7 protein-coding genes are annotated in these 14,379 nt (G+C 39.2%); 4 read left to right on the top strand and 3 right to left on the bottom strand.

Annotation, left to right across the window (positions count from 1 at the left end; all coding sequences use genetic code 11):
* Window positions 1-4 precede the first annotated feature (4 nt).
* The 4 genes from ACNQGH_RS09855 to ACNQGH_RS09840 all read left to right on the top strand — a co-directional run bounded on the left by ACNQGH_RS09855 (window position 5) and on the right by ACNQGH_RS09840 (window position 8,903).
* On the top strand, window positions 5-1,477 hold the full coding sequence (locus ACNQGH_RS09855) for a SusE domain-containing protein (RefSeq protein WP_417955832.1): 1,473 nt from the start codon (window positions 5-7) through the stop codon (window positions 1,475-1,477).
* A gap of 61 nt (window positions 1,478-1,538) precedes the next feature.
* The gene (locus ACNQGH_RS09850; protein ID WP_417955831.1) at window positions 1,539-3,296 is read left to right on the top strand and encodes an endo-dextranase; all 1,758 of its coding nucleotides are present in this window, start codon (window positions 1,539-1,541) and stop codon (window positions 3,294-3,296) included.
* Window positions 3,297-3,573: 277 nt separating this feature from the next.
* Window positions 3,574-6,234 (top strand): alpha-L-rhamnosidase-related protein, encoded by a 2,661-nt coding sequence (locus tag ACNQGH_RS09845; RefSeq protein ID WP_417955830.1) that lies wholly within the window; start codon window positions 3,574-3,576, stop codon window positions 6,232-6,234.
* A gap of 164 nt (window positions 6,235-6,398) precedes the next feature.
* Window positions 6,399-8,903 carry a glycoside hydrolase family 31 protein gene (locus ACNQGH_RS09840; RefSeq protein ID WP_417955829.1) on the top strand — a complete coding sequence of 835 codons (2,505 nt, stop codon included), beginning with the start codon at window positions 6,399-6,401 and terminating at the stop codon, window positions 8,901-8,903.
* A gap of 691 nt (window positions 8,904-9,594) precedes the next feature.
* On the opposite strand, the gene ACNQGH_RS09835 is transcribed toward ACNQGH_RS09840, so the two are convergent.
* The 3 genes from ACNQGH_RS09835 to ACNQGH_RS09825 are packed head-to-tail and all read right to left on the bottom strand — an operon-like array spanning window position 9,595 to window position 14,365.
* Entirely contained in the window at window positions 9,595-10,440 is an 846-nt protein-coding gene (locus ACNQGH_RS09835) for an endonuclease/exonuclease/phosphatase family protein (protein WP_417955828.1), read from the bottom strand.
* 10 nt (window positions 10,441-10,450) lie between these two features.
* Window positions 10,451-12,400 (bottom strand): family 43 glycosylhydrolase, encoded by a 1,950-nt coding sequence (locus tag ACNQGH_RS09830; RefSeq protein WP_417955827.1) that lies wholly within the window; start codon window positions 12,398-12,400, stop codon window positions 10,451-10,453.
* A gap of 54 nt (window positions 12,401-12,454) precedes the next feature.
* Complete coding sequence (locus ACNQGH_RS09825) at window positions 12,455-14,365, bottom strand: discoidin domain-containing protein (RefSeq protein ID WP_417955919.1); 1,911 nt, start codon at window positions 14,363-14,365, stop codon at window positions 12,455-12,457.
* Between the last annotated feature and the right edge of the window lie 14 nt (window positions 14,366-14,379).

The following is a 14,379-nucleotide window of genomic DNA, read 5'->3' as shown; positions in this document are numbered from 1 at the left end:
CATTATGAAAAAAAATAATTTTATAAGAACACTTTTTATTCTTGGTGCTTTATTTTTAGCATTACTGAATACTTCATGTGAAGATTTAATGAGCGACCCCATTCTTACCAGTAAGGATGAATTAACGCTAAAAGTTTCCAATTCAGATCTGGTTTTAGAGGAGCGTAAACCCAACGAAAATCTGACTTTAAATTGGACAACAGGAACCAATTCCGGAACCAGCGCTTCCATCAGCTATGAATTGCAGATAGATAAAAAAGGGAATAACTTCGCCCACCCTCTGAAATATGAAATGGGAACCAATAGTTTTTCGCATTCCATTAATGCTACCACGTTAAATTCTATTGTATTACATACTTTTAGTGTTTTACCGGGAGTCAGTCAAAAATTTGAGGCAAGAGTTACCGCGACGGTGGCCAATTCTGCCGTACCTCAGGTTGCAACAGCCTCTTTTTCAGTAACGCCTTATCAACCGGTTTCAAAAGAATTGTATATTGTAGGAAGTGCTACTTCGGCTGGGTTGAATATTGCTAATGCTATCCAGCTTATTCCTTCAACATCCACGCCTGGAAAATTTGTTTTTCAAGGAATTTTAAGCCCCGGGTCTTTTAAATTACCCGTTAGTAAGGACGCTTGTCTGTGTCAGGATTTTTACACAAAAAGTGCGGCAGCTGCTGATATGATGGTTCGTAATATTGGCGGAAGCGGACAAGATTTACAATGGCAAATTACACAGCTAGGGCAGTATAAAATAACTGTGGATCTGTTGAACCTGACAATTACTATTGAAGCGTCTGCAGGGCCTTTGTTTACAAAAATCTGGATTGTTGGAGATGCATCCCCAAGCGGCTGGACTGTTGATTCCCCAAAACCATTTACACTGGATCCCAATAATCCGTTTTTATTTACTTACGAGGCTAATTTTGTTCCGGGATCATTTAAAATTCTGGCAGGTTCTTTAGGTAATTGGTGTGGTGAATGGTACAGACCGCTAACAGATGGTCAGGCGTTATCATCAACCAGCGTTGCTCAAAATTCTGGTTGTACCGTCGATAATAAATGGAATATAACCGCAGCAAATGCGGGTAGGTATAAAATAACCCTGAACATTCAAAATAATACGATCAGCATCCAAAAAGTTAATTTGTATATCATAGGAGATGGCGGTCCTAATGGTTGGAACATTGGAAGTCCTGCAGCGATGAGTTACAGTAACGGTAATTTTATTTTTAATGGACCTTTAGGAGACAATAATGCCGCGGGAGAATTTAAAATTTCAAAATTCTACGGCAATTGGTGTGATGGTGACTGGTTAAATGCCGCTACGGCGAATCAGCCTATCACCAACGGAAATTATATTATTACCCATGGCTGTGATGGTCCGGATAATAAATGGAAATTGAAGACAGGGGATGCTGGTTTATATACTATTACTATAAATCTGGATGCTCCATCTATGGTTATTACACATCAATAAAAGAATGTACTGACAGCGTTACTGCATTGATAACGCTGTCAATTTTTAAATCTAAATTACGATGAAGCGAAATATATTGAGAACATTACAATTTTTGTTTTTGGCTTTACTCTTTACTAATTGTGATACTAGCGATAAGAGTTTTGATTACACGCCTGAGCCACCTGCAGCAATAACACAAATAGCACTAAAAACCGATAAGGCTAAATATATTCCAGGGGAATTAGTTGCTTTTACTGTTGACAAGCTGTCTGAAAACAGCACAATCAGATATAAATATTTAAATACAATACTGTCAGAACAGCCTTTGACCAGTGCCAATTGGACCTGGACTCCGCCATCTGGTGATTATAAAGGCTATTGGGTGGAGTTGTATAAAACGGTTGACGGAGTTGAAGTCTTAATGGGGACGGTTGCCGTGGATGTATCTTCGGACTGGACCAAATTTCCGAGATATGGTTTTTTATCTGAATTTGGCGCTGGGAGCGAAAGCCAGATTGCAACAACCATTGATAACCTGAAAAACTACCATATCAATGCCCTGCAGTATTATGATTGGGGGAACAAGCACCATTCGCCGCTGAAAATGAACGGAACGATTCCGGCGACCAATTGGTTGGACATTGCCGGCAGGCAAATGGCATTCAGTACCGTTAAAAATTATATTGACAAGGCACATGGTATCAATATGGCTTCCATGAGTTATAATTTGCTTTACGGAGCCTGGAGCGATTACAGTGTTGACGGTGTTTCAAACCAGTGGTTTTTGTATAAGGACCAGAATCATTCCAACATCGATAAACATGATTTGCCGGATTCATGGCAAAGCGACATTTTGGTGACCAATCCCGGAAATACGGATTGGCAAAACTATATTTTCGAAAAAACAAATCTGATATACCAGAATCTGAATTTTGATGGCTGGCATTTGGATCAGTTGGGAGACAGAGGAAATGTGTATGGTTACAATGGAAATTCAGTAGCGTTGAATGAAACGTTTGCTCCTTTTTTGCAAAATTTGAAAGCAAAATTTCCTAACAAAAAAAACATGTTCAATGCGGTTGCACAATACGGGCAGGCAAATATTTTAAGTGCGCCTGTTGATGTGGCTTACACCGAAGTCTGGGGCCCGCGTGACGGTTACAAGGATCTTGCTGAAATTATTAAAGAAAACAATACGCTTTCCGACAATACCCTCAATACGGTACTTGCGGCCTATATGGATTACGATAAGGCAAACGGGACAGGGTTTTTCAATACCCCGGGCGTACTATTGACTGATGCCGTTATCTTTGCTTTTGGTGGTGCTCATTTGGAATTGGGAGAACATATGTTGGCAAAAGAATATTTCCCTAACAATAATTTGCAAATGGACGGGGAATTGAAAAAAACGCTTCCAAAATACTACGATTTCCTGGTTGGTTACCAAAATTTATTACGTGATGGTGGTACCTTTAATAATCCGGTTTTATTATCGGGAGACGGAAAAGTAAGCTTGAATAATTGGCCTCCCGTTTCCTCCAGTGTTTCCGTTGTTGGTAAAAAAGTGGGTAACAAACAAGTTATTCATCTCATTAACTTCACCAATGCAAACAACTTAAATTGGAGGGATACCAAAGGAGAACAGGCAGTACCGAACACAAAAAAGAATCTGACCCTGAACCTGCAAAACAGTCAGACCGTTTCTAAAGTCTGGTATGCTTCCCCTGATTTGGATGGAGGTGCTTCAAAAGTGCTTACTTTCAGTCAGGTTGGCGGATATCTGGTGTTTAATGTCCCTTCGCTCCAATACTGGGGAATGATAGTAGTGGAGTATTAATAAGGATAATTGTTAGTTTGTTTTGCTTCAATAATTTAAATTTTAATTGTTTAGCAATTTGCATAGGATAGCTATTCGATAGATCATCCATTAATACTATTAGAAAAAATGCAGAGCAGCGGCTTTTTTATCAAACTCAGGGACAGCAGCAGAATTCTGTTGCTTACGCTGGTTTGTCAATTAACTTTTGATTTGGTTATGTTATTCCTAATGCCATATGAATTAGCTAGTTCATTCAAAAAAAATGTTTAAAATAACGCTACACATAAAAACACCCATGAAAATAAAGATTAAATTTTTAGCGATTTCAGTGTTGGCCACTGCCTGTATTGTTTCTTCATGCAAAAGTGATTCGTCTGTTTTATATAGGTCCCAAAACTTTAGCATTTACAATAATAAAGTAATGCAAGGCCAAAATGTTGCCAAAGTGTTGTCGCCAACACTGATTCAATCAAATTATAAGAGCACCGAGAATCAGACCTACTCCAATTTAATCGCATTCAAATTCAGCATCAATGAAAAAGACAATGATGTGGCGCAAGGGGTGGACCGTCAAATTTTAATTACGAATCAAAAAGTTTCTCCAGTATATGTTTTTGGGCAACAACAAACTGAAAATACGGATTCCCCAAAAGGAATTTTACCAACAAATACCGATTTTACTTTTAAATTGGACATGAGAGCTGTTTTTCAACAATTCAAGGAAAGAGGCTATTACCAATGTTCCGATGGCTCTAAAATTGCCCAATCCGATTTCAAAGGGGTTTATATAGCCGGGGGGGCTTTGCCACTTACCTGGGATTTTGTGAACCTGGAAGAGCGTGGACTAAAAATGACCGATACGGATAATGATGGCATTTTTGAAATTACTTTAAAACTAAACCCGTTAATTCCAATTGAGGATAAAACGTGGAAATTGACCCAGGATATTTCCGCTAAAGCAACCTATACTTCGGAGCAGCCTATAGTGGATGCCTTGTACAACCTTTCCTTGGAAGAAGCCGAGTTGGCTGTTGAACCGGACAGTACTTTCCGAACCGGAGCAAAGTGGGCGGGGGTCTGGACCAGGGATATCAGTTATAGTATTGTTCTAGCATTTGCCTATCTGGAACCGGAAGTGGCCAAAATAAGTCTGCTGAAAAAAGTCAAAAGAGACCGTATTATTCAGGATACCGGCTCCGGTGGTGCGTGGCCGGTTTCTTCGGACCGAACCACTTGGGCGCTTGCCGCATGGGAAGTATACAAAACGACGGGTGATTCCGCATGGTTGAAAAAAGCCTATACCATTATCAAGAATTCAGCGGCTGACGATTACAAAACCATTCGTTCATCCCAAACCGGAATGTATTCCGGAGAATCTTCTTTCTTGGACTGGAGAGAGCAGACCTATCCCAAATGGATGTCCAATATGGATATTTACGTGTCGCAAAATTTAGGGACCAATGTGGTGCACTATCAAACGCATCAAATTTTATCCAGGATGGCAGCCATTTTAGGAGAGCCTCATGGAGAATATGATACCATCGCTTCGCAAATAAAGAAAGGAATAAACAAACATTTATGGATGGAAGACAAAGGGTATTACGCTCAATATCTTTATGGAAGAAGTGTTTTGACACCTTCTAAACGTTTTGAGGCTTTGGGTGAAGCCCTGGCTGTTTTATTTGATGTTGCCGAGGAAAAGCAAAGCAAAGCTATCGTATCCAAAAGTCCTTTAACCGAATTTGGTGTGACCTGTATTTATCCACAAATCCCTGGAATTCCTCCGTATCATAACAATGCCATTTGGCCTTTTGTCCAGTCGTATTGGAATTTGGCCGCAGCCAAAGTTGGAAACGAAAAGGTTTTAAACCATGGTTTGGCTTCATTGTACAGAGCAAGTGGTTTGTTTTTAACGAACTACGAAAATATGGTAGCGGAAACAGGAGATTTCAAAGGGACCGAAATCAATTCTCATCGCATGCTTTGGAGTATGGCCGGCAATTTATCGATGGTATATCGTGTTTTTATCGGAATGGAGTTTAGCGAGGAAGGTATTTTATTTCATCCGGCAATTCCAAAAGAATATGGGGGAACTAAAAAGTTGGAAAACTTTAGGTACAGAAAAGCCAATTTAAGTATTATGGTTAAAGGTTATGGCAATCAGATTGCAAGTTTTACCATGGATGGTAAAAAAACAGGAACACATTTTATTTCTAATGCTATTGTTGGGAATCATACTATTGAAATTGTGATGAAAAACAACAGCTTTAGTGGGAATATCAATCTTGCAGACAATCATTTTTCAACTAATCATCCACAAGTTAAACTGAATAATGGAGCACTTAGCTGGAATCCAATTGCAGGAGCTGCAGCATATAGTATTTATAAAAATGGGACTGTGGTTAACGTAAGTAAGAGTGTTACCTATCCTATAGTAACAGATGGTTTTGCAGAATACAAAATTAGTGCGGTGGATGAAAAAGGGTATGAAAGTTTTACCAGTGAACCCATTTTAGTATATCCTCCAGCTGCAGAACAAAAAATAGAAATGGAAAATTTTGCAGAAAAATCCAATAAACCTTATATTAATTTTACCGGCAATGGTTTTGTCGATGTTTCAAAAAATCGAAACCAAAAGCTAATGGTAAAAGTTACAGTAGCCGAAAGTGGATTGTATCAGGTTGATTTTAGCTATTCTAACGGCAACGGTCCGTGGAATACGGATAATAAATGTGCCATCAGGAGCTTGTATGCGAATGGGAATTATTCGGGCGTGATTGTAATGCCACAGCGTGGTATAAACGAATGGTCAGATTGGGGGTATAGTAATTCACATAAAGTACAATTAAATAAAGGAGAGAACTCTATCAATGTTATATTTGAAGACTGGAACAACAATATGAATGTAGATGAAAACACCGCCATGCTGGATTTTTGTAGGATTATAAAATTGTAAAAACCGGCTTGTTTTTTAGGAGGCGTTTGCATTTCATTTCGTAAAAAAAACAGGAACATAATGTCAGGATTTACATTTTTTAAAAGAGAAAGTAACGGTCTGTTCCAAACAAAAACTTACATTAATTTACAAGGACAAAATAGAGATTAACAGCAACATAAATTATGAAAAATATATCAATTTATTTACTTCTGATTGGCCTATTGATTCATGCGAATCTTAGGGCGCAAAATTTACAAACCCTTGGCAATTGTTTCTCTTATAAAACAGAGAATAATAAGGTGATTTTTAATTGTGAAAACAATGCAAAAGTATTGTTGCAATTCTGTAGCGGTCAGGTGGTAAAAATATGGGTTTCTGCGGATGGTACTTTTAAGCGCCTTAACGAGTCATTTGCGGTTGTCAATGAAGACCTGGGTTGGTCTGGAAAAGTCAATATTAAAGAAGAAACTTCAGCCTATGAGATTTTTACGGAACAATTGAGAATCAGGATAAATAAATCGCCGTTTCAATTGCAGATATTCGATAAATATCAAAAAATGCTATTCGGAGACTATAATGAAAAGGGATTCGTCAAGAATAACAGTCGTATTTCGAGCTACAAAACATTGCGATCTGACGAGCAATTTTTTGGACTGGGAGAAAAAGCAGGGTCGCTTAACCGACGCGGGAAGAGTTATAAAATGTGGAACAGTGACCAGCCTTGTTATGGTGTTAATGAAGACCCTCTTTACAAGAGCATTCCTTTTTTTATGAGTAGCAATCACTACGGGATTTTCTTTGACAATACGTACAAGACTGAGTTTAAATTGGGTAGTGAGTCAAACGATTATTATTCTTTTGAAGCACCTGCAGGAGAAATGATTTATTATTTTATGTATGGCAATGATTACAAACAAATCATCCAAAATTATATAGCGCTTACCGGTAAACCCATCATGCCTCCAAAATGGGCTTTAGGCTTTTCGCAATGCCGAGGTAATTATACGCAGGAAGCCCAGGCTAGAGAAATTGCGGCTGAGTTTAGAAAAAGACAAATTCCCTGTGACATTATTTACCAGGACATCGGTTGGGTTGAAGGCCTTCAGGATTTTGACTGGAAGAAAAGCAATTATGAGAATCCAAAACAAATGGTAAAGGAACTGGGTGATCTTGGCTTTAAAATGATCGTTTCACAGGATCCTGTTATTTCACAGGTAAATAAAAAACAATGGGAAGAGGCCAATGCTAATGGGTATTTCACTGAAGATATCCGTACAGGTAAGAGTTATGATATGCCGTGGCCGTGGGGAGGTAATTGTGGTGTAGTTGATTTTACAAAACCGGAGGTAGCAGACTGGTGGGGAAACTACCAGCAAAAGCCTTTGAATGACGGAGTGCGTGGATTCTGGACTGATATGGGAGAGCCTGCATGGAGTAATGAAGAGGCTACTGACAGACTGAAAATGAAACACTATTTAGGGATGCATGACGAAATCCATAATGTGTATGGTTTAACTTGGGATAAGGTGGTCACCGAACAATTTTATAAACATAATCCCAACAAACGTATCTTTCAGATGACACGGGCTGCTTATGCCGGGTTGCAACGTTATACGTTTGGCTGGTCAGGTGATTCCGGTAATGGTAACAATGTATTGGAGGGCTGGAGTCAATTTGCCAATCAGATACCGGTAGGTCTATCTGCAGGTATGGGAATAATTCCGTTTTGGACTTCCGATATTTCGGGTTATTGTGGCGATATTAAAGATTATGATGCGATGGCAGAATTATATGTTCGTTGGATGCAGTTTGGCGTTTTCAATCCGCTGAGTCGTGCGCATCATGAAGGAGGTAACGCAGTGGAACCATGGGTTTTTGGTCCAAAGGCAGAAAATATCACGCGTGAGGTTATTCAGCTAAAATATAAACTAATCCCTTATATTTATACCTATGCACGTGAAGCATATGATACGGGAATGCCAATAATGCGGGCTTTATTACTTGAATATCCTAACGATACAGAAACGTATAAATTAAATAGCCAGTTTCTTTTTGGCAGGGAGTTGTTGGTGGCACCTGTTGTTGAAAAAGGAGCTATAACCAAAGAGGTGTATTTCCCGGAAGGGGAATGGATTAATTATAATGACAAAAAAACGGTTTATAAAGGAGGACAATGGATAACTGTTGATGCCCCACTAAATGTAATTCCGCTTTTTGTGAAAAAAGGATCAATTATACCAACAATGCCAGTGATGCAATACATACATGAAAAACCTTCTTATCCAGTCAGTCTAGAGGTTTTCCCCGGAATAGCAACTAAAGAAGCCTCTTTTTTGTTATATGAAGATGACGGAGAGAGTAGGGATTATGAAAGAGATATTTTTTGCAAAACAAAATTCACCGCTTCAACCAACCAATCTGGATTTACAATTAAGATTAATGCAAGACAGGAAAAAGGGTATAAACCAGTAGGCCAAAGAAATTATATAATTAAAGTGCATACACTGAATAAACCTAAAGGAATTACTGTTAATGCTTTAAAAATTAAAAAAGTTAAAACAGAAGTATTACAAAAAACTGTCGATGCAGACTTTGAAAAAGTTTCTTATAGCTGGGATGAAATTGCAGGAATTATTTATGTTAAAATTCCGGATCATGGTGAAGAAAACGAAATTACAATTAATTAATTCAGTTGTTAGTTAATTCATTTAGTTTTTTCGACAATTAGTGTGGTCAGTTTTGAATTGTATATGTGATTCTATTGGTGACGTCTGATCCCTATATATGCCTGGAAATGGATATAGGGGCATTTGGGCAGTTAAAGTGATATTATTGGATTTGCGTTGATGGTACTGATTTGGCTTACAGTCGATAGTAATGAACTGCCATCAACAATATTAAAATTATTCTTTTAATGGATGTATGTTAATATATATGAAGTATTTGTTTTTTTAGTTGGGAACTTTAATCAGAATTTAGTTGATTGATATAATTGGTGGGCGGATATGTTCAGACGTAGCTGATGAGATGTCTATTTATTTTATGAAGAATACTTGTCAATTCGGGATTATAGTTTATAAAAAAAAACGGAGTTTTTTATTATGAGTCTGCAAACCAGATTGCGACGGATGATTTGTTCTAATTCACTAGAATTTTATAGGCTCATAATTTTTTATTTATTGAAGGAAGACATCTGAAACCTATTGTTTTGTTTTTCCTTTCCCGGGCAGTCGCTATCAATAGAATTCTTGCAGCTGCCAGAACTGCATTTCCATAAAATAAACCACCTGAATAGGGAATCTATTTACTCCGAAATCAGGTAGTCAATTTTGAATTGGAATCAGCTGGTCAATGCCACTGGAATTTACAGTTTAGTACTTATTTAAAATTAATTTCAATATATACAGGCAGGTGATCTGAAGGATATTTTAAATCTTTTGAATCACTTAAAACAGCATATTTAGTTACTTTTATGGCACTGTCTTTCGAAAGGAAAATATAGTCGATTAATCGGGTAACAGGCAGATCATGTCTAAATGCATTGAATGTTCCTGAAGGGCCAAAAGGCGGTTGAGCCGAAATTTCCCGGGAATCATTCATCACTTTTTTTATTTCAATTATGCGATTCGTTTCGGGTTCCGAATTTAAATCTCCCATAAAGACAACGGGATAATTTTTACTATTCAACTGTTTTATTTTTGACAGGATCAATTGGAGTCCTTTTGTTTTTGCCGTTTCTCCAACGTGGTCTAAATGGGTATTAAAAACCCAAAATTTCTTTCTTGTCTTTAGATCTTTAAACAATCCATAAGTGCAGACCCTGTTGTAGGCGGCATCCCAGCCTTTTGAAATCATATCCGGGGTTTCCGAAAGCCAAAAAGTACTGGATTCAATCACCGCTAATCTGTCTTTCTTAAAATAAATATTGGAAGCTTCGCCTTTCCCTATACCATCTCTTGCAATTCCGATCGAGGCATATTGGGGAAGTAAGGTCGATATATCGGTAACCTGAACCGGGGTGGCCTCCTGAACGCCAAAAATATCCGGTTCATAAAACTGAAGCTGTCCGGCAAAATAATCTTTCCTTTTTGACCAGGCATTTTCACCATCGGAGGCAAGATCCAAACGGATATTATAGGTTACTATTTTTAAACGCTGTGCATTCATAAAAATACTGAAAAGCAGTAATAGCAGCACTGTTGGATATTTTCTGGATGGTAACATAATTATTTTTTTAATTGATTTTTAGCTTTTTAGTTAGTTCTGATTTCCCGTTTTCGTTAAAAGCCTCAATGCTGAAATAGTAGGCTGTTTCCTTATCTAACCCCCTGAAATCATAGGAGTCTGCGTCGTACACCATAATGCTATTGTATAATTTATCGGGAGCGATACCATAGTAAATGGAATAACCAATGGCATCTGGTTCCTTGTTCCAGTGGATCATTGCATTGCGGGGGTCTGAAAGATTTCTATCGACTTTGAATCCGGTAACCGGTTTTGGTTTTTCGGAGAGTCCATTTCCAAATACACGAAAATCAGAAACGGCAAACAATCCCGTTGCGGTGTGAACATTGACTAATTTTACATAGCGCCCGGTTATCGGCTTGGTTAATTCAACATAATCGTGAGGGACGTCTTTGTCGTTTTTTGATTTATCAACAGCCAGTTTCCAGTTTTGGGCATCGTCTGAAACAAAGATTCTATATTGGTGGTACAGGTCCATGGCCTTGTTGTACTGATTCGACTTATGATCGGCATAGTTGATTTGCAAAGCGTTTAGTACCATTTTTTTGCCCAAATCAATCTGGAGCCACTCACCTGGTTTATTTGTTTTTGCCGACCACCATGTTTGTATATTTTCGTCGGTTACATTCTCACCTCCAAAGCACAGGTTTTCGAAAACTTTCTTACCCTGATTGTCTATCCTGTGGGTACGAGTGGAAGCGCAGGTGTCTGTTGAAGAAACGCTTACTGGCTTTTTATAGGAAAGCAGCATCCAGCCTGCAAATGCCCCCTTGGAGTGATCACGTTGGTTTTGAGACAATGTCGTCGGGAAATCCCCATAAGAAGTTATGGAATACATAACGTCATCTTTGTCGAATCCGGCAGGGAACATATCAATGCGTCGCTCAAAACGATCTTTCATTGAAATTTTGCAGGTTCCGGTATTCCAATAGTTGCCGTTTAAATCTTTAAACGTATTCCCGTGACCAGCCCCAATTACAAAACCTCCCGGTTTATATGACATCGGATTGTGTTTTTGGTAAGTAAACGGTCCTAATGGTTTGTCTGAAACATACACACCGTTGGCATAGCCTTTGAACTCCGTTCCTGGTGCAGCATATTGCAAATAGTATTTGCCATTGTGCTTATCCATCCAGGCTCCCTCGATAAAATCTCCCCAGGGGGCAGGTTCCATATCGTTATTCGGACCGAAACGTTCCCACCCGTGTTCTTTAGGACGAATCCATAAAACTTCTTTGATGCCTTTTTTATCAAAATCAACAGCTTCTTCCTGATTGGTATATGTTGAAAGAGGCTGGGGAACGTAATCCTTAGCTTTTTTAGGTTGCCAGGTTTTATAATCCAATTCGCAGGCGACCAATGGATATTTTCCACTGGTTCCGTAATAGGAATACAACCTTCCGTTATCGTCCTGAAAGACACCAGGATCCCCTGCCGGATGAATAATGCTGTCCACATGACGCGTCCAGCGCCCTTCTTTTGGATTTGCTGTTTTCCAGATCGGCATATTCCTGTCGGGGCCAATTAGAAACAAAGTATCGTTCATGACTAAAGCCGAAGGGCAACAAATATCACTACTATGCGGATGGCGCTGAAAGCTTCCGTAAACAAACTCCCAATTCGACATGTCCTTGCTCCAATAAAATCCAGCCTGGTTTGTGGCAAACAAATAATAGTCTCCTTTATAAGTAACAATCACCGGGTCTGCACTGGAGCGGCGGGATTCCGGAATGCCATTGTGATTTTCTACGCCATACGTGTAGCTTATATTTATTGGATTGCAGTACGTTTTTTGCGGAGTATTAGGATCGAACCAGGCCGTTTTTCCAAGAATACTGCTTTGAGTTTCATTTTTATCATAGGTACTGTAACTGTTTTTTTTATGGCTGCTGCAATAGGTAAATAATACCAGTACCGAAATGATTCCTATTTTTTTCATTTTTTTGTTGTTTGAAGAATTATACTGTCAACGATTGTTACATGGCAGTACTTTTTACTTGACTTTTACTAGTGTAGCTAAGGGTGATTTTCCGTTTTCGCTAAAGGCCTCAATACTGAAATAGTACTCCGTTCCCTTGTCCAGACCTCTAAAATCATAGGAGTCTCCATCGTAAACCATTATGTTGTTGTATAATTTATCGGGAGCAATTCCGTAGTAAATCGTATGACCAATAGCATCTGCTTGTTTGTTCCAATGAATCATTGCATTGCGCGGATCAGTAGCATTTCTATCCACTTTGAATCCGGTAACTGATTTTGGTTTTGCTGCCAGTCCATTTCCAAATACACGGAAATCAGAAACGGCAAACAATCCTGATGCATTGTGAACATTCACCATTTTTACATAGCGGGCTCCAATCGGTTTTGACAGTTCCACATAATCGTGGGGAACATCTTTATCGTTATTGGATTTGTCAATCACTAAGGTCCAGTTCTCAGCGTCATCCGACATGAAGATTTGGTATTGGTAATAAATATCCATCGCCTTGTTGTATTGTGTGGCTTTGTGATCGGCATAGTTAATCTGTAAAGCGTTTATCTCCATTTTCCTTCCCAAATCAACCTGCAGCCATTCGCCGGCTTTGCTGGTTTTTGCCGACCAATACGATTGGATGTTCTCATCGGTCAGGTTTATGGCATCGTAGCAGATTTTCTCATATACTTTTTTACCACCGGTGTCCACCCTGTGGGTCTGTACCTGCGCGCAGTCTTCAGAAGAAGACACCGTAGCCGTTTTTTTATACGAAAGCAACATCCATCCTGAAAAAGCGCCTTTGGTCTGATCACGCTGCTGGGTTGGAAGAAGCGTTGGATAATCGCCATAAGAGGTAATGGAGTACATAATGTCGTCTTTATCGAATCCGGCAGGGAACATATCAATGCGGCGTTCAAAACGATCTTTTACTGAAATTTTACAGGTTCCGGTATTCCAATAATTACCGTAATTATCAGCAAATGTATTTCCGTGGCCAGCTCCTATGACGAAACCTCCCGGTTTGTAAGACATTGGATTGTGCTTTTGGTAAACAAAAGGACCTAATGGACTGTCACCCACATGAACACCGTTAGCGTAGCCTTTAAACTCGGTTGCCGGAGCGCCATATTGCATATAGTATTTGCCATTGTGTTTGGTCATCCAGGCTCCTTCGATAAAATTTCCCCAAGGAGCAGGTTCCATATCATTGTTAGGTCCGAAACGCTCCCAACCATGCGCTGCAGGATCTAAAGTAGCCACTGCTTTTATTTCACCATACGGTTTTTGAATGTCTTCCACTTCAGTTGCGGCATACAGTTTTTCATAATCGGCCTGATTCCCTTTTGGCAACCAGGCTTTGTAATCTACTTCCACACCGCAAAGCGGTAATTTTCCGCTTGATCCATAGTACATATATACTTTTTTATCATCATCCTGAAAAATAGCAGGATCCCAGGTCGGCAACATGGCTGTTTCTACATGGCGCGTCCATTTACCGGATTTCGGATTGGCTGTTTTCCAAACCGGATGGTCTTTTTTCCAGGTTGAACCTACATAAAACAAGGTATCGTTTACTACCCAAGCAGCGGGAGCACATTGATCGTCATCGCCGGGAAGTCGCTGAAAACTGCCGTATACAAATTTCCAATCCGACATATCTTTACTCCAAAAGAATCCGGCCTGGTTGGTGGCGAATAGATAATAGTCCCCTTTATAGGTAATAATTACAGGATCGGCGCTCGAACGGCGTGATTCAGGAATGCCATTGTGATTCTCAACAGAGTAATTGTAACCGATATTAATGGGGTTACAATAAGTGGATGCCGGTTTGTTCGGATCGAACCATGCTGTTTTCCCTGTAGCCTGTGCCATGGTCATTTGACAATAAAAAAGAAGTGACAATAGTGGCATTAAATAAAGGTTTCTCATTTTTATTCCATTGA

The organism is Flavobacterium kochi, from assembly GCF_048286715.1.
Taxonomy (GTDB): Bacteria; Bacteroidota; Bacteroidia; order Flavobacteriales; family Flavobacteriaceae; genus Flavobacterium.
This window is presented reverse-complemented; position numbering and strand designations above follow the sequence as displayed.